The organism is Streptomonospora nanhaiensis (assembly GCF_013410565.1).
Classification (GTDB): Bacteria; Actinomycetota; Actinomycetes; order Streptosporangiales; family Streptosporangiaceae; genus Streptomonospora; species Streptomonospora nanhaiensis.
Genome location: NZ_JACCFO010000001.1, coordinates 4792442 through 4813359 on the forward strand (window position 1 = coordinate 4792442; position 20918 = coordinate 4813359).

Consider the following 20918-nt stretch of genomic DNA (forward strand, 5'->3'; position numbering starts at 1 on the left):
GTGCGGGCGGGGCGCGCGCGTCAGCGGTCGCGCTTGTAGAAGGGCAGGTCGACGAGGTCGACCTCTTCGGCCCGCCCGCGCACGTCGACGCTGAACGCGCCCGATGCGGAGTCGAGCGCGGCCTCGACGTAGGCCATGGCGATGGGCGAGCCCAGGGTGGGCGAGGGCGCGCCGCTGGTCACCACGCCGACCTCGCGGCCGTCGCACAGCACCGGGTTGCCCTTGCGCAGCGGGCGGCGGCCGCGCGCCACCAGGCCCACCAGCCGGCGGCGGGGACCGGACCCGGCGGCCGCGGCCAGCGCCGCGCGGCCCACGAAGTCGCCGGGCTTGTCGAGCTTGACCACGCGGCCCAGCCCGGCCTCGTAGGGGGTGGTGCCGGGGTCGAGTTCGTTGCCGTAGAGCGGCATGCCGGCCTCAAGGCGCAGGGTGTCGCGGGCCGACAGCCCGGCGGGCACCAGGCCGTGGGGTTCGCCGGCCTCCAGCAGGGCCGCCCACACGGCCGGGGCCTCGGTGCCGGGCGTGAGGAAGATCTCGAAGCCGTCCTCGCCGGTGTAGCCGGTGCGGGCCAGCAGCGCCGGCCGCCCGGCGACGGTGTGCCGGTAGCCGGCGTAGTACTTGATGGTGTCGAGGTCGGCGTCGGTGAGCGGCGCCAGGACCGCGGCGGCGGCCGGGCCCTGCACGGCGATCAGCGCGTAGTCGGCCGAGCGGTCCTCGACCCGGGCGTCGAACCCGGCGGCGCGCTCGGTCAGCGCGGCGAGCACGGCGGCGGTGTTGGCGGCGTTGGCCACCACCAGGTAGTCGTCATCGGCCAGCCGGTAGACGATGAGGTCGTCCAGCACGCCGCCGTCGGCCGCGGTGATCATGGTGTAGCGGGCGCGGCCCACCGCGACCTGCGACAGGTGGCCCACCAGGGCGTAGTCGAGCAGGTCGGCGGCCTGGGCCCCGACGACGTGGATCTCGCCCATGTGGGAGAGGTCGAACAGCCCGGCGCGCTCGCGTACGGCGGTGTGCTCGGCGCGCTCCCCGGCGTAGCGCAGCGGCATCTCCCAGCCGGCGAAGTCGACCAGGGTGGCCCCGGCGCGCTGGTGGACCGCGTGCAGCGGTGTGGTGCGGAGTGCGGACCCCTGGTCCGGCGCAGTCATGGTCGCTCCCGAGAGGATGGACGTCGATTCGACATGGCGCTGCCATCCTCCCCCTCTGTCATCGGAGCCTGAGAGCTTCGCCGCGCGGAACGCGGCTTGCACCTTCGGCGAGGGGCGCACGCGCCCCTGCTTTCCAGAGTGGTCTCGACCCCGCGGTCCGGCGCGCCTGAGAGGTTCTCTGGGGAGGAATTGCTCCTTCGGCGGCCCGTGCCGGCTGCACGGACTCTCTCCCGCACGGTGTCAGCGACCGCGCCCAGCCTAGCAGCGCGGGTGCGCCGCGAACAGGAGGCACCGTGCTCAGGCCGCGCGGGCGGGGCGCCGACCAGGGCCGAGGCGCCCGGGAGCGCGCCGGCGGACGCGTGTCAGGTCGCCGCGCGGACGTGCGGCCGGGGCGCGGCCGGGCCTGGGCCGTGCCCCGGCGGCGGGGGTCAGGCCGCGCGGCGCTTGCGGACCGCCTCGGCGAGTCCGCCCAGGACCTGCTCGGTGGTGCCCCAGCCCATGCACTTGTCGGTGATGGAGCGGCCGTAGACGAGCTGGGCGGGGTCGCCGAGCTTCTGCGCGCCCTCCTCGATGAAGCTCTCCAGCATCACGCCGATGATCCCGCGCTCGCCGCCGGCGACCTGCGCGGCGATCGACTCGGCCACCCCGGGCTGGCGGGTGTGGTCCTTGCCGCTGTTGGCGTGGCTGGCGTCGATCATGACCCGGCGGGGCAGCCCGGAGCCCTCGACGACGTCGAGGGCGGCGGCCACGCTGTCGGGGCCGTAGTTGGGGCCGCTGCGCCCGCCGCGCAGGATCACGTGGCAGTCGGGGTTGCCCTCGGTGACCACGACCGAGCCCTGGCCGGCGGGGTCGACGCCGAAGAAGGTGTGGGAGGCCGCCGCGGCGCCGCAGGCGTCGACGGCCACCTGGACGTCGCCGTCGGTGCCGTTCTTGAAGCCGACCGGCATGCTCAGGCCGCTGCTCAGCTGGCGGTGCACCTGGCTCTCGGTGGTGCGGGCGCCGATGGCGCCCCAGGCCACGGCGTCGGCGATGTACTGCGGCGTGATGGGGTCGAGGAACTCGGTGCCGGCCGGGACGCCGATGGAGCCGATGTCCAGCAGCAGCTTGCGCGCGGTGCGCAGGCCCCGGTGGACGTCGTAACTCTCGTCGAGGCCGGGGTCGTTGATGAGCCCCTTCCAGCCCAGCGTGGTGCGCGGCTTCTCGAAGTACACCCGCATGACCAGGCAGAGGTCCTCGCTGAGCGCGGGGCTGATCGCCTTGAGGCGCTGGGCGTAGTCGAGGGCGGCCTCGGGGTCGTGCACCGAGCAGGGCCCGACGATGACCAGGAGGCGGTCGTCGGAGCCGTCGAGCACGCGCTTGACCTCGGCGCGGGCGTCCTCGACCAGGGCGGCGCGCTCGGGGCCCATGGGGAGTTCGGCGAGCAGGTCCTGGGGCGCGATCAGCGGCTGGTAGCTGACGACCCGGGTGTCATTGGTGTTGGCCATGCGTTCTGAGTTCCTCTTCCCTCTGCCCTGCGGACCCACTGGAAACCCTAACGTGATCATGCGGTCGCCACTTCCCGGAGGCCCGACCCGGTGGCCCGCTTCGGGCGCTCGCCCGGCCGCGCCGGGATTCCGCGGCGGCCCGCCGGGCGGCCCGGTTGGGCGTCCGGCGGGCCGCGGGGCGCGGCCGGTCGTGTGACCTCGGACACATCGCGTGGTCGCGGGAACCCGCCGATCGGCCGTGTACCGGCGGTTTCGCGGCCTCGCGGACGCCCCGCGCCCCCGCCCACGCCGCCGCCGGGCCGGGCGCCGGCGCCGCCCGCAGGGCTGTGTGCTGCGGCGATGGTCACACCGGCCAGGTCCGCCCCGTGCGCACCACCCGCCACCCGCGCACCGGCCGGGCGCCCTCGGGCGCCGCGGGCGCCCCAGGGCCCGCCGGGCCGCCCCCCGGTGGAGCGGCTCCGGCGCGGAATACGCCCGGTGGCGCCGGTTCTAGGATGGCCCCGGCCACACCTGCGACGAAGGAACGCCTTACCCATGCGTACGCTGTACCCGCCTATCGAACCGTATGACTCCGGGATGCTCGACGTCGGCGATGGGCACCGCATCTACTGGGAGCTGTGCGGAAACCCGGCCGGAAAGCCAGCGGTGTTCCTGCACGGCGGCCCCGGCGCCGGCTGCAGTCCCGACCACCGGCGGCTCTTCGACCCCGAGCGCTACCGGGTCCTGCTGTTCGACCAGCGCAACTGCGGGCGCAGCACCCCCCACGCCAGCGGCATGGACGTCGACCTCAAGACCAACACCACCTGGGCGCTGGTGGAGGACATCGAGCGGCTGCGCGCCATGCTCGGCGTCGAGCGCTGGCAGGTCTTCGGCGGCTCGTGGGGCAGCGCGCTGGCGCTGGCCTACGCCGAGGAGCACCCCCACCGGGTGAGCGAGCTGATCGTGCGGGGGGTGTTCACCCTGCGCAACGAGGAGCTGCGCTGGTTCTACCAGAGCGGTGCCTCGTTCCTCTTCCCCGAGGTCTGGGAGCGCTACCTTGCGCCGATCCCCGAGGACGAGCGCGACGACCTCATCGGCGCCTACGCGCGGCGGCTGTCCTCGCCCGACCGCGACGTCCGGCTCCAGGCGGCGCGGGCGTGGAGCGTGTGGGAGGGCTCCACCGTCACGCTGCTGCCCAACGAGGCAATCCGCGCCCAGCACGCCGAGGCCGACTACGCGCTGGCCTTCGCCCGCATCGAGAACCACTACTTCGAGCACGGCGGGTTCTTCTCGCCCGGGCAGCTGATCGCCAACGCCGACCGCCTGCGCGGGATCCCCGGGGTCATCGTCCAGGGCCGCTACGACGTCTGCACCCCGGCCAAGACCGCCTTCGACCTGCACCGGGCCTGGCCCGAGGCGCGGTTCCACCTCGTCGACGACGCCGGGCACGCGTTCTCCGAGCCCGGGATCCTGCACCACCTGATCGAGGCCACCGACGCCTTCGCCCGCGGCTGAGGGCCGGCCCCCCGCCGGGGCCGGCCGCCCGGGGCTAGGCTCGGGCGCGGGCCCGCGGCACGCGGACCCGCCGCGCGGAGCGAGGAGGACCACACATGCGTGTCACCGTCGACTACGACCTGTGCGAGAGCAACGCCGTCTGCATGGGGATCGCGCCCGAGGTGTTCGAGGTGCGCGACGACGACTACCTCTACGTGCTCCAGGAGGAGCCGGCGGCCGAGCTGGGCCCCCGGGTCGAGGAGGCCGCCCGCATGTGCCCGAAGCAGGCCATCAGGCTGGAGGGCTGACCTCGGCCAGCGCGGCCGCCCAGGTGGTGGGCTCGGCCAGCAGCCGCCGGTAGCGCATCACCTTGGGCGTGGAGCGCAGACCCAGCACGCCCACCAGCATCCCGTCCCGGCCGAGGAACGCGACGAACTTGCGGTCCTCGGCCGAGCCGTGCACGACCTCGACGGTGTCGGCCGGCGCCGCCTGGCCCAGCAGTTGGATCTTCATGCCGTACTGGTCGGACCAGAAGTAGGGCACCGGCGTGAACGCCTGGCGGGCGCCCTCGCCGGCGAGCAGGTTGCGCGCGGCCACGCCCGCCTGCTCGCCGGCGTTGGTCCAGTGCTCCAGGCGGATCCGCCCGCCGTAGCGCGGGTGCGGCCAGTTGGCGAGGTCGCCGGCCGCGTAGACCCCGGGCACCGAGGTGGCGCAGTACTCGTCGCAGAGCACGCCGCCCGCGCCCGGGGCCAGGGCCACGCCCGACCCCGCCAGCCACTCGGTGTTGGGCAGCGCGCCCAGGCCGGCCACCACCAGGGACGCCTCGATCGCCGTGCCGTCGGCGAGCCGCACCCGGCGGACCCGGTCGTCGCCCTCGAACCCGGCGACCCCCACCCCCAGGCGGAGGTCGACCTTGTTGTCGCGGTGCAGTTCGGTGAAGACCCGGCCGACACGGGGGTCGATCACCCGGGTCAGCGGCGTGGGGGCGGCCTCCACCAGGGTGACCGCCAGCCCGGCCGTGCGCGCGCTGGCCGCGACCTCGGCGCCGACGAACCCGGCGCCCACCACCACGATCCGCTCGTGCTCGGCGAAGGCGGCGCGCACCGCCGCCGCGTCCTCGGCGGTGCGCAGCACGTGCACGCCCGCCAGGCCGGTGGCGGGGCGGCGGGCGCGGGCGCCGGTGGCGATCACCACCCCGTCGGCGCGCACCGAGGAGCCGTCGTCCAGGTCCAGGGCGCGCTCGCCCGGGCGCAGCGCCACGGCGGCCCGGCCCAGCCGCAGGTCCAGCGCGAGCGCGTCCAGTTCGGCGTCCTGGCGCAGGTCCAGGGTCGCGGGCGCGCCCTTGCCGGTCAGGAACTCCTTGGACAGCGGCGGCCGGGAGTAGGGGCGGCGGGGCTCGTCGCCGACCAGGGTGAGGCGGCCGTCGAACCCGGCCTCGCGCAGGGCCTCGGCGGCGTGCAGACCCGCCATTCCCGCGCCGGCGATGACGATGTCGCGCATGCTCCGCCCTTCGTGTGGTCCGCGCGCCGCGGCGGGCGCGCGGGAGTCGTCGTTGGCGCCAACAGCGCCGCGACCGCGCCGATTCCCCGCCGGGAGCGGGTTTCAGCCGCGCGCCTCGGGCAGCGGGCGGACGCCGCCCACGGGCGCGCCGCCGCCCAGGACCTCGGCCTCCAGCATGTCCTGCACGGGCGCGACGTCCACCCCCAGCGCGGCGAGCGCGGTGAGGCCGGCCATGGTGCGCGCGCGGCCCAGCGGGTCGCCGTCGCTCATCTTGACCGCCACCGCCTCGCCGGTGGGCGCGGCGAGCGCGATGACGCCCTCGGCGCCGATCTTGGAGACGAGCCCGGGCAGGGCGCGCATCAGCCGGGTGTCGTCGCGGCGCTCGCCGGCCACGTACTCGGGGTGGGCGCGCATGGCGGCCAGGACGCGGCCCTCGGGGCCGCCGCCGTCGGCGCGGGTCATGGCGCTCAGGCCCCGCGCGAGTCCGAGCAGCGACACCGCCAGCTGCGGCGCGCCGCAGCCGTCGACGGCGGTGTGGGCGACCGGCTCGCCGCACAGCTCCTCGATCGCCGACCGCACCGCCTGCTGCACGGGGTGGTCGGGCGCCAGGTAGCCGGCGGTGTCCCAGCCCCGGGCCACGCAGGCGGCCAGCATGGCGGCGTGCTTGCCCGAGCAGTTCATCAGCACGCGGGCGGGCCCGCCGCCCGAGCGCAGCAGGCGGTCGCGCTCGTGGCGGTCCAGCGGCCACTCGGCCGGGCAGCCCAGGTCGTCCTCTGACAGGCCCGAGGCCGCCAGGGTCGCGCGCACGAGGTCGGCGTGGCGCTGCTCGCCGCTGTGGCTGCCCGCGGCGATGGCCACCTGCGGGCCGTGCAGCGGCGCGCCCGCCCGCAGCGCGGCCGCGGCCTGGAAGGGCTTGGCCGCCGAGCGCGGCAGCATGGGCGCGGCGACGTCGCCGCGGGCGTAGCCGATCTCACCCGAGGCGGTGAGCCCCACGACGGCCCCGTAGTGGACGCCCTCGCGAAAGCCCGAGCGGACCACCTCGACCAGGGGGACGTAGGGCGGCGGCGCGGTCTCGGGCATGGGTACTCCTCACAGGTCGGGGTGGAAACCGGGGGGCCGGGACGGGTCAACGCGCGCGGCGGCCGGGGTCTTCCCGGGCGGGCCGCGGCGCCGGGCCGTCGAAGCCGTCTGGGCCATGGTGGCGCATGCCGCCCGGACCGCGCCCGCCGCCTCTGGCATAGGGTCGGCCCGGTGGGACACCACCGCCGCGAGTGACGCAGACGGGGGATGGGCGACGTGCTGGAGACCGAACCGGACTTCGGGCGGGTGCTCCGGATGGGCGGGCTGACCCGCCACCGGCGCGGGCCGGCCGAGGCACGCGACCTGGAGTACGCGGTCGTCGACGTCGAGACCACGGGCCTGGACCCGCGCGAGGGGGCGCGGGTCTGCGAGATCGCCGTGGTCCGCATGCGCGGCGACGGCGCGGTGCTGCGCGAGTTCAGCACCCTGGTGGACCCCGGGGTGCCCCTGGCCGGGCAGGAGTTCCACGGCATCGGCGCCGGCGACGTGGTGGGCGCGCCCAAGGCCGCCGAACTGGTCGACGTGCTGGCGGAGCTGTTCAGCGGAGCGGTCGTCACCGGGCACAACCTCGACTTCGAGGGCCGGTTCCTGGCGGCGGAGTTCCTCCCGGCCGGCCTGCCCGGCGGCCTGCCGGGGCTGTGCACCCTGCGGGCGCTGCGCGCGCAGGTGGACCTGCCGCGCTACTCGCTGCCCCGCGCCAGCCACGCCCTGGGCGGGCACTGGCCCACCGGGCAGCACACCGCGCTGGGCGACGCCCGGGCCTGCGCCCAACTGCTGGCCGAACTGCTGGCCAACGCGCCGGGGCCGCTGCGCTACACCGGGCCCCGGCCCGAGCCGCTGGACTTCCCGCGCCGGGGGCGCGCCACCTACAAGACCCGCACGGCCTGGAGCGGGTCCGACGGCGCGCGGGCGGCCCGGCCGCATCCCGAGCGGCCGCCGGCGCCGTGGCCGCACCGCTGGCGGGAGCTGGAACTGGACTTCCGGGCGTGCGGCGGCCGGTTCGACGCCGACGAGCGCGCGGCGGCCGAGCGGGCGGCCGGGCAGCGCGCGCTGGCCCGCGACGCGGTGGCGGGCGCGGCGGTGCTCACCGGTGTGCTGGCGGCCGCCGGCGCGGCGCGCCAGGCGGAGCGGCGGCTGCGCCGGCTCGTGGGGCGCGGCTGAGGCACCCGCGGCCGGCCCCGCCTCACACCCCTGACAGCGCCAGGAAGAACGCGATGATCAGCGCGCTGCCGCCGACCGTGGTGAGGGTCGCGCGCCCGGCCTCGGTGAGTCGGGCGGGCACGAGCTGGGGCGACCACGCCGGCTGGAACCGGGGCACGCGGTTGAACACGGCGATGGCGACCAGGGCGGCGCCGAGGAGGATCAGCAGTATGGACACCGGGCGGCCCTTCCGGGGAGAACAGGCTGCTATGGAGCCCGATTCTGCCGCACCGCGGGCGCTGCCGCGCGTCGGATCCGGCCTCGCGGCAGGTTAGGGGCGCGCCGCAATCACCTCACGTGAGCGGCGGTGCCGCCGTGTCGCCCTGGCGCAGGGCGCGCAGCGTGAACCCGGCCACCAGGCGGTGCGCCTCGTGCGGGGTGGTCTCGCCGCGCTGGAGCGGCACCCGCTGGGCGCCGACCATGGCGAGGATGAGGCGGGCCACCGGCTCGACCGGAACCGGCGCGAACTCCCCGGCCGCCACCCCGGCGCGCAGGATCTCGTCGAGCAGGGCGTGCATGGGCGCCACGTGGTCGGCCAGGGCCTGGTAGGCGTCGGGGCCCAGGCTGGCGCCCAGCTCGCCCGCCGCCGGGTGGGGGTGCTCGGCCAGGCCGTCGAGCTGGAAGCGGATGAAGGCGTCGAGCCGGTCGGCGGCGGAGGCGTCGCCGGCCAGTTCGCGGCGGTAGCGCTCCACGAACCCGCTGGTGACCCGCTCGGTGAAGGCCAGCAGCAGAGCGGGCTTGTCGGGGAAGTAGTTGTAGAGCGCGGTGCGGGTGATGCCCGCCTCGGCGGCGACCTCGGTCATGGAGATCTCGTCGATGCCCTGCACGCGGGTGAGCGCGGCGACGGCGTCGAGGATGCGCTCGCGGGTCTGCGCGCGGTGCGCCGCGATGGTGGGCGCGGAGATCTTGGGCATGGCCCCTATGGTCGCACGCGGTGACCGCGCCGGGCGGCGGTTGTGCCGCGGCGCCGCCCGGCGCGGGCCTGTTCAGGCGGCGCGCCCGCCGGCGTGGGTGCGGCCGAGGTCGGCCAGCACCTCGGCGTTGAGCCGGTAGGCCAGGCGGGTCTCGGCGACGACCCGGCGCCGGGCGGCGGCGTCGAGGTCCAGTTCGTCCAGCCGGCGGCGGTAGCCGTCCTTGAAGCGCAGCAGGCTGCCCAGTCCGGGGAAGTCGAAGAACGCGGTGCCGGAGTCGGCGTCAATTCCGTAGGCGCGTTCGGCGGCCCGGCGGAGGAACCGCCCGCCGGAGAGGTCGCCCATGTAGCGGGTGTAGTGGTGGGCCACGTACCGGGCGGGGTCGGCGGCGGTGCCCTCGATCCGGGCGGTGTAGGCGCGCGTGGGCGGGGTGGGAAAGACGCGGTCGCGCCAGTCGGGGCCGTAGAGGGCGGTGAGGTCGCGGTGCAGGGCGGGGACCCGGCTCAGGGCCGGGAAGTGGATTCGCCCGGCGAGGGGGTCCTCGGCCAGGGTCCGGCCGACCTCCTCCAGCGCCGCGTAGACGAAGTGGTGCTGGGCGAGCATCGCGGCGTAGGCGGCGCGCGGCAGGGTGCCGTCGAGCAGCGCCTGGACGAACCCCTGCTGCTCGGCGTCGCCGTGGTCGCTCCAGGTGGCCTGGCGCAGCTCCGTGGAGAAGGGGGTCTGCTCGGTGTCGGGGGTGGGGTTGGCGTCGACGGGATTTGCGGGCACACGCCCTCCTTTGTCGCCTTTGCCGCTCCGGCTTTTTCGACATGATGTCAGCATGAGGCGCGGCCATCAAGGGTCGAGATGACGGCGTGTCAGAAAACGGCGGGGGGAAGCCGGGTAGCCTGGTAAGGCACACGGGTGCGACCAGGCGCCCCAGGATTCGGGTCAGCCCCCCAACCCCTCGTTCGATGTCTCTCGTGCAATCCCGCTGGCGACACTCCGTGCCGGGCGATTATCGTTTGACTGCCGCAACGGCTGACGACGCTCCCCGCGCACCGGTCGACGTAGAGGCGATGTGTGGATATCAGGAAACCAGGACACCAGCCCGTGACCATGACCGATACCGAACTCGCGCGGCTGGGCGACACCGGCCGGGCCGCTGAGGCCGTCATGGAGCGGCGTTCCTCCTCCACCGTTGAGGCGGTCGACATCCTCCTCATCGAGGACGACACCCAGGACGCGTTCCTGGTGGAGGAACTGCTCGCCGACACGGCGCTGAGCGCCCACATCACCTGGGTGCGCACCCTTGCCGAGGCCCGCGAGTACTTCGCCGGCTTCCGCGGCTGCGTCCTCCTCGACCTCAACCTGCCCGACGCCTCGGGCATGGAGCTGCTGCGCGAGGTGCTGACCGGTGCGGCCTCCGCCGCCGTCGTGGTGCTGACCGGCCTCAACGACGAGCACGAGGGCGTGGCCGCCGTCGCCGCCGGCGCCCAGGACTACCTGGTCAAGGGCCAGGTCGACGGCTCCCTGCTGGCCCGCAGCCTGCGCTACTCCGTCGAGCGCCAGCGCGCCGACGAGAACGCCCGCCAGCTGCGCGAGGCCGAGCTGTACGCCCGCGAGAACATGCGCCTGGAGCGCGGCCTGCTGCCGCAGGTGCTGCTCGACAGCACCCCGCTGATCCCCCGCGCCTTCTACCGGCCCGGCCGCAAGCGCGCCCTGGTCGGCGGCGACTTCTACGACGCCGTGCACAAGGACGGCACCACCCACGTCATCGTCGGCGACGTCAGCGGCCACGGCCCCGACGAGGCCGCCCTCGGCGTCAGCCTGCGCATCGCCTGGCGCGCCCTGGTCATGGGCGGGGTGGCCGAGGCCGACCTGCTGCCCGCGCTGGCCGAGATCCTGGTCAGCGAGCGCGCGCAGGACGAGATGTACGCCACGCTGTGCCAGACCAGCATCGACACCGGCCGCGAGGAGGCCCGGGTGCGGCTGTTCGGCCACCCGCCGCCGCTGGTCCTCAACGGCGGCAAGGTCGAGGAGGTCGCGGTCACCCCGAGCCCGCCGCTGGGCGTCTTCCCCGAGGGCGAGACCGAGGTCGACGAGTTCCGGCTGTCGCGCGGCGCCACCCTCATGCTCTACACCGACGGCCTGGTCGACGCCTACGACGGCGCGCCGCCCGCCCGGCTGGAGGTCGAGGGCCTGCGCCGGCTGGTCACCGACCTGCTGGCCCGCGGGGTGTCGGTGGTGGACCTTCCCGAGCACGTCATCGACGAGGCCGAGCGCTCCAACGGCGGCCCCCTGCAGGACGACGTCGCGATGCTGCTGATCACCCACGGGGACCGGCCTTGAGGAAACTGCCCCTGCGCCGCCGGGTCACCATCCTGCTGGCGTCGGTGGCGGTGGTGCTGGTCGCCTCCGTGTCGACCATCACCGCGGCGGCCTTCAGCGCGCGCGACTCCCTGGACCGCCAGGTCAACGAGCTGACCCCGGCCCAGAGCGCGGTGCGCCAGACGATGTCGGCCTACTTCAACCTGGACTACGGGATCCGCGGCTACGCCCTGACCGGCGACATCGAGTTCCTCGACCCCTACCAGCAGGGCCGCCAGACGCTGGAGGAGAGCCTTCCCCAGCTGCGCGCGCTGGCCGAGGCCGACAGCGACGTCAACGCCGACATCCAGCAGCTCATCGCCGCGGGCGAGACCTGGCAGGAGGACTTCGCCGCGCCCGCGCTGGACACCGTCCAGCAGGGCGGGCAGGTCAGCGCCGCGGACCTGCAGGAGGGCCGCGCCCTCTTCGACGACCTGCGCGCCGCCGGCACCGCCGCCGAGACCAGCATCGACGAGGAGCTGTCGCAGGCCCGCGACGGCCTGGCCACGGCCACCCAGCAGGTGGTCGCGCTGCTCGTCCTGGTCGGCGTGGTCGTGGTCGTGCTGTGCTGCTTCCTGTGGATCATGCTGCAGAACTGGGTGCTGCGCCCGCTGGACGAGCTGGCCAGCCACCTGGCGCAGGTCTCCGGCGGCTACTACGGCCACCGCATCGAACTGCAGGGCCCGCCCGAGATCGAACGCGTGGGCCGCGACGTCGACGCCATGCGCGAGCGCATCGTCCGCGACCTCGACGAGGTCGGCGCCGCGCGGCGCAAGCTCCAGGAGCAGTCGGAGCTGCTGGAGCGCCAGACGGCGGAGCTGCAGCGCTCCAACACCGAGCTGGAGCAGTTCGCCTACGTGGCCTCCCACGACCTGCAGGAGCCGCTGCGCAAGGTGGCCAGCTTCTGCCAGCTCCTCCAGCGCCGCTACCAGGGGCGGCTGGACGAGCGCGCCGACTCCTACATCGACTTCGCGGTCGAGGGCGCCAAGCGCATGCAGACGCTCATCAACGACCTGCTGGCGTTCAGCCGGGTCGGGCGCACCAAGGACGACGAGCCGGTCGACCTCAACGACGCCCTGGACGACGCGCTCAACTCCCTGGAGACCCGCCTGGAGGAGGCCGACGCCGAGATCACCGGCGACGACCTGCCCACCGTGCGGGGCGACCGCACCCTGCTCACCCAGGTGTTCTTCAACCTGGTCGGCAACGCGGTGAAGTTCCGGGGCGAGGAGCGCCCCCGGGTGCACATCGGCGTCCGCCGCCGCGGCGACGAGTGGGTGTTCTGCTGCGCCGACAACGGAATCGGGATCGAGCCCCAGTACGCCGACCGGGTGTTCGTCATCTTCCAGCGGCTGCACACCCGCGACAAGTACGGCGGCACCGGGATCGGCCTGGCCATGTGCAAGAAGATCGTGGAGTTCCACGGGGGCCGCATCTGGCTCGACACCGAGCACGAGGGCCGCGGAACCCGCATATGCTGGTCGCTGCCCGCCGACGACGGCACCGCCGCCGGGGCCGAGGCAGCGGAGGGGACGGACGTCCCGGCACCCTCCGCGGCGGGCACCGAGGACACCGCGGACACCCCGGGCGACAAGCAGGACCCGGACACCCCCGCCGGGGAACCCGCCGCCGACACCGCGGTCGGCGGCGCCGCCCACGCGTCCGCCGGCGTCGTCTCCCCCGAGGCCGACGGCCCGGCGGAGGGCCGCGCCCCGGCCGGGCGGGACGCGGGAGACGAGCCAGAGCAGGTCGGACGACAGTGAGCGAGGTCAACTTGGTGCAACCCATTGAGGTGCTGCTGGTCGAGGACGACCCCGGCGACGTCCTGATGACCAAGGAGGCGTTCCAGGAGCACAAGGTGGGCAACCGCCTGCACGTGGTCTCCGACGGGGTCGAGGCCCTGCGCTTCCTGCGCCGCGAGGGCGAGTACGCCGACGCGCCCGCACCGCACCTGATCCTGCTCGACCTGAACCTGCCCCGCAAGGACGGCCGCGAGGTGCTGGAGGAGGTCAAGAAGGACGAGGCCCTCTCGCACATCCCCATCGTCGTGCTGACCACCTCCGAGGCCGAGGAGGACATCCTGCGGAGCTACCGCCTGCACGCCAACGCCTACGTGGCCAAGCCGGTGGACTTCGAGTCCTTCATCCGGGTGGTCCGCCAGATCGACGACTTCTTCGTGACCGTCGTACGGCTGCCCAAGGGCTGACCGGGAGCCGAAAAAACGCGCCCGCCTGCGGTAAGCGCGTTCCTCGATTACGGTATGGACGACCGCGCGCCGCCTCGTGCGGCCCGACCGGTCCGCACGACCGCGCCGCCCGCCCCCGCCCGCCCGGCGGGGGCGGCGGTCCGCCGCCAGCACGCGCCTCTTTGGGAAAGGGGGGAGCGGCCGCGCCGACCGGCCCGTCCGGGCCGCCGGAGCGCGCGCCGCGCACCCGATGAGCCTGCCCGAACCCCGCGACCCCTCCGGTCCCTACCGGATCTGCGTGGTGTGCCTGGGCAACATCTGCCGCTCGCCCATGGCCGAGAAGGTGCTGACCGCCGACCTCGACCGCGCGGGCCTCGCCGACGCGGTGGTGGTGGACAGCTCCGGCACCGGCGACTGGCACCTGGGCTGGGGCATGGACCCCCGCGCCGCCGCCGCGCTGCGCGTGCACGGATACCCCACCGACCACGTGGCGCGCCAGTTCGACCCCGCGTGGTTCGAGCGGCGCGACCTGGTCCTGGCCATGGACCTGGACAACATGGACGAGCTGGTGCGCCGCGCCCCCGACCCGGACGCGGTGCGCGAGCGGCTGCGCCTGTTCCGCAGCTTCGCACCGGGCGAGGTCGGGCCCAACCCCGAGGTCCCCGACCCCTACTACGGCGGCGACGACGGGTTCAGCACGGTGCTGACGATGGTCGAGGCGGCCTCCAAGGGGCTGACCGCCGAACTGGCCGCGCTGCTGGGGCCCGGCGGCCCGCGCTGAGCGGGCGCCGCCGGCGCGCTCAGGCGGCGCCCGCGGCCTCCAGCTCCAGCAGGCGGCGCTTGGCCTCGGGGCCGCCGACGTAGGGGCCCACCGACCGGGGGTAGTCGTCGGCCACCACGCGGTGGCAAGGCAGGAACAGGCACAGCGGGTTGGCCGCCAGGGTGCTCGCCACGGCGCGGCGGGCGTTGGGCCGCCCGATGCGCCGGGCCAGGTCGCCCACGGTGACGGTGCCCCCGTAGGGGACGTCCAGCAGCGAGCGCAGCACCACCCGGCCGAAGTCGCCGACCAGCCGCAGGTCCAGGTGGACGCGGGTGCGGGCGGGGCGGCCGGAGAAGTAGGCGTCGATCTCGCGGCGCACGGGGTCCAGGTGGGCGTCGTGCGGGCCGATGTCGGCGGAGACGGCGCGGCGCAGCCGGTCCACCACGGTCTCCTCGGGCGCGAACGTGCACGCCGCGAGGCCCTCCTCGGTCATCGCCAGGAACAGGAAGCCCACCGGGGTCTCGGCGGCGCCGGTGACCACGTCGAAGGGGATGGAGCGGCTGACCGGGGCGCCCGCCGGGGGCCCGTCGAGGGCGGCCCGCCCGCCGGGGCGGTCGTGCGCGGCCGAGGTGGCGCGCACGAGCGCGTCGAGGTCGTCGCCGCCGGACCCGCCGGTTCCGTCGACGCCGCCGCTGCCGGTGAAGTCGGTGTACAGCTCGCCGTGCCACATGCCGGCCATGTTCCTCTCACGCTTCGGAACGTCCCGCGATGAGGATGTCACGGTGCGGGCGCCCTGTCGCTTCGGCGGGCGGCGCGCCCGGCGATTCGTGTGGGCGCGGTGCCGGCGGCCGTGTCAGGCGCGGGCGCGCCGAGGGCCCGCCGGAGGCGGGCCGGCGGGCCGGTGGGGCGGAGGCGTCATCGGGCGGCCCCGAGGTGTTCGCGGGCGGTGGGCGCGGCGGCCGGGGCCGAGCGGTCCGGCCGGCCGCGTCCGGCGCGCCGCACGCGGCCGAAGGGCTTGACCGTGGACAGCAGCGTGGTGGCGGCCAGGACCGTCAGCGCGACCGACAGGGCGGTGACCATGCGGGCGCCCTCCAGGGTCGGCGGCAGGACCGCGCCGCCCTCGGCGGCCTCGGCCAGCTCCACCACCCCCGGGCCCAGGCTCAGGTTGGAGCCCGCGACCAGCAGCGCGGTCAGGCCGAGCTTGGCGGCCACCCACCAGTGGCGGAACAGGCCCCACGGGGTGCCCAGCGCCAGGGCCAGGCCCGAGGCCAGCGCCACGAGGCTGACCGGCAGCACGAGCAGCTGGACCAGCGTCGCGGCGGCGCCGTAGAGCATGCCGGTGCGCTCGGGCTCGCCGGCGGCCAGGCCCGCCGCCACCAGGGTCAAGACGGCGGCGTGCAGGCCCGCCCAGCCCACCGAGGCGAGCACGTGGACGGTCAGGACCGCCTTGCGCGCGGGGGGCGGGAGCGCGGGCGGGCGTCTCACCGCCGCTTCCCCTCGCCCGTGCCGGGGGTCCAGTTGAGCACGCTGGCGCGCTCCAGGAACTCCTCGACGGTGATGTCGCCCCGGGCGAAGCGCTCGGCGAGGACCTGCTTGGCGGCGTCCTCGGGGGCCTGGTGGCGCGCCCGGGGGCCGTGGTGCGCCCACGGCGGCCCGCCCTTGGCGCGCGAGACGAGCAGGAAGGCGATGACGCCCAGCAGGAGCAGGAAGAGCAGCATGGAGACTCCGATCAGCGGTGCGAACGGCGGCGGTCCGGGATGGGCGCGGAAGGCGGCGTCGCCGAATCCGCCGAACCCGGCGGCCGCCGCCATGAGTGCTGTGGTGTTCATGCCTCCACCCTCGCCGCCGGTTGCTACGCCGGGCATCGCCCGACCGGCGGCTTCGCCGCTACGCGCGCGGGCGCACCCGCCTACGCACGCCGACGGAGGAGGACGTGCCGACGCGGGGCGGCAGGGGCGGCGGGGCGGTCAGGGGCGGGCGGCGCCCTCGTCGTCGGTGACGCCGCCGGTCAGCAGCGCGTGCAGGCGCAGGGCGAGCTGAAGTTCCAGGGCGCGCGCGGGCTCCTGCCAGTCGGGGCCGATCAGGCGGCCGACGCGCTCCAGGCGCTGGGCCACCGTGTTGACGTGGACGTGCAGGACGTCCTTGGCCCGGGCCAGGCTGCCGCCGCTGTCGAAGTAGGCGCGCAGCGTCTGGACCAGGGCGGTGCCGCGGCGGGCGTCGTAGTCGACGAGGGGGCCCAGGGTGGCGTCCACGTACCCGGCCACGTCGCGGTCGCCGCCCAGCAGCAGGCCGAGGAATCCAAGGTCGTCGGAGGTGGCCACCTCGCCCGTGCGGCCCAGCGCGACCAGGGCGCGCAGGCAGCGCCGCGCCTCGGCGAAGCGCGCCGCGAACGTCGCCAGCCCGGCGGTGGGGCCGCTCGCCCCGGCCGTGACCTCGGTGTTGACCGCCGCGGCGAGCGCGGCGGCCGCCTTGCGCGCGGTCTCGGCGGGCCGGGGTCCGGGCAGCACCAGCACGGTGGCGCCCGCGCGGGTCCCGGCCAGGCCGCCGGAGGTCTCGGCCAGGTGCATCGCCGCCGAGCGGAGCCGCCCCGGGCGGGCGCCGGGGGCCTCGGCCACGACGACCACGTGCTCGGCGTCGAGGTCGGCGCCCAGGCGCCCGGCGCGGCGGCGCAGGCCGTCGGGGTCGCGGGCGGGGTCGTCCAGCACCGCGTCGAGCAGGTCGCCGCGCACCCGGTTCTCCGCCTCCCCGGCCGAGCGGCGCATCACCAGCAGCAGCGCGATCACCATGGCCGCGCGCTCCAGGATGCGCTGGTCGGCGGGGTCGAGGTCCACGCCCTCCAGCAGCACCGCGCCCAGCGGCTCGCCGCCCGCCATGGCCGCCGCCGCCCACCCGCTCCCGGTGCGTACGGCCCGGCCGCTGGCCTGGGAGGCGCGTAGGGCCTCGGCCACGGCGGGGTCGGCGGGCCGCGCGCCGTGGGCCGAGGTGTCGTGCACGGTCACCGCGCCGCCGAGGACCGCGCTCACCGCCGCCTCGACCTCCTCCACGCCGCCGCCGCGCAGCACCAGGTCGGTGAGCCGGTCGTGGGCCTCGGCCGCCCGCTCGACCGCGCCGCTGTGCTCGGTCAGCCGCTGGTTGACGGCGTTCAGCTCCTCCAGCGCCGCGCGGGTGCCCTCGATGAGGTTGGCGCTGTCGATGGCGATGGAGGCGTGGGTGGCCAGGGAGCCGAGCAGGGCGACCTCGGCGTGGGAGAAGGGCCGTTCGCGGCGGTTGGCGGCGAAGAGCACGCCGATGACGCGGCCGTTGAGCTGGAGGGGCACCCCCAGGATGGCCACCAGGCCCTCGTCCAGCACGCCCGCGTCGATGGCGGCGGTGTGCTGGAAGCGGGTGTCGGTGAAGTAGTTGGCGGTGACGTAGGGCAGCGCGGTCTGGGCGACGAGGCCGCCCAGGCCCTCGCCGGGGCCCAGGCGGAGCTGCTGGAACCGGGCCGAGACCGATCCGGAGGTCACCCGCATGACGGTGTCGCCGTTCTCCCGGACGGTGTCGCGCAGGGTGAGGTAGGCGGTGTCGGTGCCCAGCAGGTTGCGGGCGCGGTCGACGATGGCGCGCAGCACCTGGTCGAGGTCGCGCATGCCGGCGAGGTCGTTGGCGGTCTCGAAGAGGGCGGTCAGTTCGGACTCGCGGCGGCGCCGGTCGGAGAGCACGGTGCGCACGCGCAGGGCGAGGACCTTGGTGTCCTCCAGGACGGCGAGTTCTGCGGGGGAGGCGCCCCGGGCGCGGGACTCGACCAGCGGGCGCTCGTACTCCACAGCCGGGGCGTCGCGCAGCAGCAGCCGCAGGAACTGCGCCTCGGCCCCGCCGGGGGCGCCGGCGGGGCCGCCCGGCCGGCCGATGGGGCCGGGCGCGGCGGGCGGCACCCCCGGGGCGGGAGCGGTGTCGTCGTTCAGTTGGCGCTCCAGGCTCCGTCAATGGTGAGGGACGCCCCGTTGACGAAGGACGCGTCGGGGCCGCAGAGGTAGACGGCCATGGCGGCGACCTCGTCGGGTTCGATCAGCCGCTTGAGCGGGGTGCGGGCCAGCAGGACGGACTCCACGACCTCGTCCTCGGGGATGCCGTGGGCGCGCGCCTGCTCGGCGATCTGCCGCTCGACCAGGGGCGTGCGCACGTAGCCGGGGCTGATGCAGTTGGAGGTCACACCGTGGGGGGCGCCCTCGATCGCGGCGACCTTGGAGAAGCCCTCCAGGCCGTGCTTGGCGGTCACGTAGGCGGACTTGTAGGCGGAGGCGCGCAGGCCGTGCACCGAGGAGATGTTGACGATCCGGCCCCAGCCGCGCTCGTACATGTGGGGCAGGGCGGCCCGGACGAGGCGGAAGGGCGCCTCGACCATGAGGCGCAGGATGAGGGAGAACCGCTCGGGCGGGAACTCCTCGATGGGGGCGACCGTCTGCACGCCCGCGTTGTTGACGACGATGTCGGCGCCGCGCGCGACCTCGGCGGCGGCGTCGAGGTCGGTGAGGTCCACCGGGAAGGCCGTGCCCAGGCCCGCGTCGGCGAGCGCCGCGACACCGCCGGCGTCGCGGTCGACCAGCCGCACCTCGGCCCCCGCCGCACGCAGCCGCGCGGCACAGGCCCGCCCGATCCCCCCGGCGGCCCCGGTGACGACGGCCACCCGTCCCCGCAGGTCGGGCCCGGGGGAGGAGACGGCATCGGCGGGAAGAGGCACGGACGCGGCGGCGTCATTCGCCGAAGGCGCGAAGGAGGAGGCCCCGGCGGGTCCACGGGTCGTCATGCCGCCAATGTAGGTTCCCGGAACGAAGGGGCGCATAGCTCACCAACCCATACGAGTGGGTTCGTATGTGTTGAACGGCCCCATACGTGCCCTGCCGCGCCATGCCACGGCCCACGCCCCGACCGCTCGCGGCCTCAGTCGATGTCCCCGGCGGGCGGTAGGGTCCCGGCATGAATGGCGATGAGTGGAATGACATCCTCCGTCGCGTGAAGGAGGACGACGAGTCCGGTCCTTTCACGTGCCCTGAGTGCGACGAGTTCGCCGTCAGCGTGGGTCAGCGGTTCGAGAACGGCGAGGTGGTGGAGCACTCGGTGATGTGCTTCCACTGCGAGGCAGAGGCTTCCGCACCCGCCTGACCGTACGGGGGTTCGGCGTGCCCGCCGGCCCCGGCCATCACGCGATGGCCGCTTACCGTCTCCCGCCGTTTCCGCCGCACAGGGGCGCCGGGGCACGCCGTGCCCCGCGCGCGGGCACGGTCCCCGGCCCCCAACGGCCACCACCGGGTGTGGCCGAGGCACATGAACCGGCACCGCCATGGGTGCCTCCTCGCCATGGTCCGGCTCACATCGGGGCTTTTACGATGCTTGCCCCTGCTGCTTCCGCAGTTCCCCGTCGCACGGAAGTCGAGCCCATGTCTGCACCCGGTTCCCCCGTTCCACCGACCACAGAGCCCCCCGCGCCTCGCGGGTCGTTCGCGAAGGTCGTCGTCTCCAGCCTCATCGGCACCACCGTGGAGTGGTACGACTTCTTCCTCTACGGATCGGCGGCCGCGCTCGTCTTCGGGGCCGTGTTCTTCCCGGAGTCCGACCCGCTGACCGGCATCCTGCTCGCCTTCGGCACCTACGCCATCGGGTTCGTCGCGCGCCCGCTCGGCGGGCTGGTGTTCGGCCACTACGGCGACCGCGTCGGCCGCAAGCGCCTGCTCGTGATCAGCCTCCTGCTGATGGGCGCCTCCACCTTCGCCATCGGCCTGCTGCCCGGCCACGCCACCATCGGCGTGGCCGCGCCGCTGCTGCTGATCGCGCTGCGGCTGGTCCAGGGCTTCGCGCTGGGCGGCGAGTGGGGCGGGGCGGTGCTGCTGGTCTCCGAGCACGGCCACCCCCGGTGGCGCGGGTTCTGGGCGTCCTGGCCGCAGGCCGGGGTGCCCTGCGGCAACCTGCTGGCCACCGCCGTCCTGGCCGTGCTGGCCGCGACCATGGCCGACTCCGCGTTCGAGGCGTGGGGCTGGCGCATCCCGTTCCTGCTCTCGGGCGTACTCGTGCTCATCGGCCTCTACGTGCGTCTGGCGGTCGAGGAGTCCCCGGTCTTCCAGGCGGCGGCCCGCCGCGCCGAGGACGCCCGTGCGCGCGCCGGCGTCACCGAGCGCGCGCCCATCGTGGACGTGCTGCGCCGCCACTGGCGCGAGGTGCTGGTGGCCATGGGCGTGCGCCTGGCGGAGAACATCTCCTACTACGTCATCACCGCGTTCATCCTGGTCTACGCCGTGGAAGAGGCCGGGGTGGAGCGCGGTACCGTGCTCAACGCGCTGCTGGTCGCCTCGGCCGTGCAGCTCGTCGTCGTGCCGATCTGGGGCGCCCTGTCCGACAGGCTCGGCCGCCGTCCCGTCATCGCCTTCGGTGCCGTCAGCACGGGCCTGTGGGCGTTCGCGTTCTTCCCGATCATCGACGGCGGGGGCTTCGGCATGGTCCTGGCCGCCGCCGGGGTGGGCCTGGTGCTGCACGCCGCGATGTACGGCCCCCGGGCGGCGTTCTTCTCCGAGCTGTTCGGCACCCGCACGCGCTACTCGGGGGCGTCCATCGGCTACCAGCTCGCCTCCATCGCGGCGGGCGGCCTGGCCCCGCTGATCGCCACCTGGCTGCTGTCGCGGTTCGGGTCGGGCCTGCCGGTGTCGGTGTACGTGGCCGGGGCCTGCGTGCTCACCCTGGTGGCCGTGCTGGCCTCCCGCGAGACCCGGGGCCGCGACCTCGACGACGCGGTGGCGCCCGAGGCCGGGGTGCGCTGACCTCTCCGGCGCCTCCGGGGGCGGTAGGGCAGCCCCCTCGTCCACG

General features: G+C 75.3%; 21 protein-coding genes and 1 riboswitch. Of the genes, 9 read left to right on the forward strand and 12 right to left on the reverse strand.

What is annotated here, in order from left to right:
- Positions 1–20 precede the first annotated feature (20 nt).
- Complete coding sequence (gcvT, locus tag HNR12_RS21295) at positions 21–1142, reverse strand: glycine cleavage system aminomethyltransferase GcvT (RefSeq protein ID WP_179769237.1); 1122 nt, start codon at positions 1140–1142, stop codon at positions 21–23.
- A 143-nt stretch (positions 1143–1285) separates the two neighbouring features.
- A riboswitch (glycine riboswitch) is annotated at positions 1286–1385 on the reverse strand.
- Between the two features lie 185 nt (positions 1386–1570).
- The gene (locus HNR12_RS21300; RefSeq protein ID WP_179769238.1) at positions 1571–2626 is read right to left on the reverse strand and encodes a 3-deoxy-7-phosphoheptulonate synthase; all 1056 of its coding nucleotides are present in this window, start codon (positions 2624–2626) and stop codon (positions 1571–1573) included.
- Between the two features lie 534 nt (positions 2627–3160).
- Here HNR12_RS21300 and pip point away from each other — a divergent pair.
- The gene (gene pip, locus HNR12_RS21305) at positions 3161–4120 is read left to right on the forward strand and encodes a prolyl aminopeptidase (RefSeq protein ID WP_179769239.1); all 960 of its coding nucleotides are present in this window, start codon (positions 3161–3163) and stop codon (positions 4118–4120) included.
- 95 nt (positions 4121–4215) lie between these two features.
- Positions 4216–4407 (forward strand): ferredoxin, encoded by a 192-nt coding sequence (locus HNR12_RS21310; RefSeq protein ID WP_179769240.1) that lies wholly within the window; start codon positions 4216–4218, stop codon positions 4405–4407.
- On the opposite strand, the gene HNR12_RS21315 is transcribed toward HNR12_RS21310, so the two are convergent.
- Together HNR12_RS21315 and HNR12_RS21320 are read right to left on the reverse strand one after the other, a co-directional pair.
- Complete coding sequence (locus tag HNR12_RS21315) at positions 4391–5599, reverse strand: NAD(P)/FAD-dependent oxidoreductase (RefSeq protein WP_179769241.1); 1209 nt, start codon at positions 5597–5599, stop codon at positions 4391–4393. The genes HNR12_RS21310 and HNR12_RS21315 overlap by 17 nt on opposite strands.
- A 102-nt stretch (positions 5600–5701) precedes the next feature.
- Entirely contained in the window at positions 5702–6679 is a 978-nt protein-coding gene (locus HNR12_RS21320; RefSeq protein WP_179769242.1) for an asparaginase, read from the reverse strand.
- Positions 6680–6886: 207 nt separating this feature from the next.
- On the opposite strand from HNR12_RS21320, the gene HNR12_RS21325 reads away from it, so the two are divergent.
- Complete coding sequence (locus tag HNR12_RS21325) at positions 6887–7840, forward strand: 3'-5' exonuclease (RefSeq protein WP_179769243.1); 954 nt, start codon at positions 6887–6889, stop codon at positions 7838–7840.
- Positions 7841–7862: 22 nt separating this feature from the next.
- On the opposite strand, the gene HNR12_RS21330 is transcribed toward HNR12_RS21325, so the two are convergent.
- From HNR12_RS21330 to HNR12_RS21340, 3 genes are all read right to left on the reverse strand, one after another.
- The gene (locus HNR12_RS21330) at positions 7863–8057 is read right to left on the reverse strand and encodes a hypothetical protein (protein ID WP_179769244.1); all 195 of its coding nucleotides are present in this window, start codon (positions 8055–8057) and stop codon (positions 7863–7865) included.
- A gap of 115 nt (positions 8058–8172) precedes the next feature.
- The gene (locus HNR12_RS21335) at positions 8173–8793 is read right to left on the reverse strand and encodes a TetR/AcrR family transcriptional regulator (protein ID WP_179769245.1); all 621 of its coding nucleotides are present in this window, start codon (positions 8791–8793) and stop codon (positions 8173–8175) included.
- Between the two features lie 72 nt (positions 8794–8865).
- Positions 8866–9558, reverse strand: a complete 693-nt coding sequence (locus tag HNR12_RS21340) for a biliverdin-producing heme oxygenase (protein ID WP_308118416.1) — start codon at positions 9556–9558, stop codon at positions 8866–8868.
- A gap of 330 nt (positions 9559–9888) precedes the next feature.
- Between HNR12_RS21340 and HNR12_RS21345 the strand changes: the two genes are divergently transcribed.
- The 4 genes from HNR12_RS21345 to HNR12_RS21360 all read left to right on the forward strand — a co-directional run bounded on the left by HNR12_RS21345 (position 9889) and on the right by HNR12_RS21360 (position 14105).
- Positions 9889–11121 carry a PP2C family protein-serine/threonine phosphatase gene (locus tag HNR12_RS21345; protein WP_179770793.1) on the forward strand — a complete coding sequence of 411 codons (1233 nt, stop codon included), beginning with the start codon at positions 9889–9891 and terminating at the stop codon, positions 11119–11121.
- On the forward strand, positions 11118–12902 hold the full coding sequence (locus tag HNR12_RS21350) for a sensor histidine kinase (protein WP_179769247.1): 1785 nt from the start codon (positions 11118–11120) through the stop codon (positions 12900–12902). Before HNR12_RS21345 ends, HNR12_RS21350 begins: the two co-directional genes overlap by 4 nt.
- Positions 12903–12931: 29 nt before the next feature.
- On the forward strand, positions 12932–13345 hold the full coding sequence (locus tag HNR12_RS21355) for a response regulator (protein WP_179770794.1): 414 nt from the start codon (positions 12932–12934) through the stop codon (positions 13343–13345).
- 229 nt (positions 13346–13574) lie between these two features.
- Complete coding sequence (locus HNR12_RS21360; RefSeq protein WP_179769248.1) at positions 13575–14105, forward strand: low molecular weight protein-tyrosine-phosphatase; 531 nt, start codon at positions 13575–13577, stop codon at positions 14103–14105.
- A 19-nt stretch (positions 14106–14124) separates the two neighbouring features.
- Here the strand turns inward: HNR12_RS21360 and HNR12_RS21365 are convergent, their stop codons facing one another.
- From HNR12_RS21365 to HNR12_RS21385, 5 genes are all read right to left on the reverse strand, one after another.
- A complete protein-coding gene (locus tag HNR12_RS21365; RefSeq protein WP_179769249.1) occupies positions 14125–14814 on the reverse strand; it encodes a methylated-DNA--[protein]-cysteine S-methyltransferase in 690 nt (229 codons plus the stop codon).
- Between the two features lie 185 nt (positions 14815–14999).
- Complete coding sequence (locus HNR12_RS21370; RefSeq protein WP_338119810.1) at positions 15000–15569, reverse strand: hypothetical protein; 570 nt, start codon at positions 15567–15569, stop codon at positions 15000–15002.
- Entirely contained in the window at positions 15566–15913 is a 348-nt protein-coding gene (locus HNR12_RS21375) for an SHOCT domain-containing protein (protein WP_179769250.1), read from the reverse strand. Before HNR12_RS21375 ends, HNR12_RS21370 begins: the two co-directional genes overlap by 4 nt.
- A gap of 138 nt (positions 15914–16051) precedes the next feature.
- Entirely contained in the window at positions 16052–18040 is a 1989-nt protein-coding gene (locus HNR12_RS21380) for a helix-turn-helix domain-containing protein (RefSeq protein ID WP_179770795.1), read from the reverse strand.
- Complete coding sequence (locus HNR12_RS21385) at positions 18025–18870, reverse strand: 3-hydroxybutyrate dehydrogenase (protein ID WP_179769251.1); 846 nt, start codon at positions 18868–18870, stop codon at positions 18025–18027. The genes HNR12_RS21380 and HNR12_RS21385 overlap by 16 nt, the downstream gene beginning before the upstream one ends.
- Before the next feature lie 206 nt (positions 18871–19076).
- Here HNR12_RS21385 and HNR12_RS21390 point away from each other — a divergent pair, with 206 nt between their 5' ends.
- The gene (locus HNR12_RS21390; protein ID WP_179769252.1) at positions 19077–19226 is read left to right on the forward strand and encodes a hypothetical protein; all 150 of its coding nucleotides are present in this window, start codon (positions 19077–19079) and stop codon (positions 19224–19226) included.
- A gap of 275 nt (positions 19227–19501) precedes the next feature.
- Positions 19502–20872, forward strand: a complete 1371-nt coding sequence (locus tag HNR12_RS21395) for an MFS transporter (protein WP_218902003.1) — start codon at positions 19502–19504, stop codon at positions 20870–20872.
- The last annotated feature ends 46 nt before the right edge of the window (positions 20873–20918 follow it).

Bases quoted from the DNA above. Each gene is read 5' to 3' on its own strand.
- gcvT (WP_179769237.1), bottom strand. From the start codon at position 1,142: ATGACTGCGCCGGACCAGGGGTCCGCACTCCGCACCACACCGCTGCAC.
- HNR12_RS21300 (WP_179769238.1), bottom strand. From the start codon at position 2,626: ATGGCCAACACCAATGACACCCGGGTCGTCAGCTACCAGCCGCTGATC.
- pip (WP_179769239.1), top strand. From the start codon at position 3,161: ATGCGTACGCTGTACCCGCCTATCGAACCGTATGACTCCGGGATGCTC.
- HNR12_RS21310 (WP_179769240.1), top strand. From the start codon at position 4,216: ATGCGTGTCACCGTCGACTACGACCTGTGCGAGAGCAACGCCGTCTGC.
- HNR12_RS21315 (WP_179769241.1), bottom strand. From the start codon at position 5,599: ATGCGCGACATCGTCATCGCCGGCGCGGGAATGGCGGGTCTGCACGCC.
- HNR12_RS21320 (WP_179769242.1), bottom strand. From the start codon at position 6,679: ATGCCCGAGACCGCGCCGCCGCCCTACGTCCCCCTGGTCGAGGTGGTC.
- HNR12_RS21325 (WP_179769243.1), top strand. From the start codon at position 6,887: ATGGGCGACGTGCTGGAGACCGAACCGGACTTCGGGCGGGTGCTCCGG.
- HNR12_RS21335 (WP_179769245.1), bottom strand. From the start codon at position 8,793: ATGCCCAAGATCTCCGCGCCCACCATCGCGGCGCACCGCGCGCAGACC.
- HNR12_RS21345 (WP_179770793.1), top strand. From the start codon at position 9,889: ATGACCGATACCGAACTCGCGCGGCTGGGCGACACCGGCCGGGCCGCT.
- HNR12_RS21360 (WP_179769248.1), top strand. From the start codon at position 13,575: ATGAGCCTGCCCGAACCCCGCGACCCCTCCGGTCCCTACCGGATCTGC.
- HNR12_RS21365 (WP_179769249.1), bottom strand. From the start codon at position 14,814: ATGTGGCACGGCGAGCTGTACACCGACTTCACCGGCAGCGGCGGCGTC.
- HNR12_RS21375 (WP_179769250.1), bottom strand. From the start codon at position 15,913: ATGAACACCACAGCACTCATGGCGGCGGCCGCCGGGTTCGGCGGATTC.
- HNR12_RS21385 (WP_179769251.1), bottom strand. From the start codon at position 18,870: ATGACGACCCGTGGACCCGCCGGGGCCTCCTCCTTCGCGCCTTCGGCG.
- HNR12_RS21395 (WP_218902003.1), top strand. From the start codon at position 19,502: ATGTCTGCACCCGGTTCCCCCGTTCCACCGACCACAGAGCCCCCCGCG.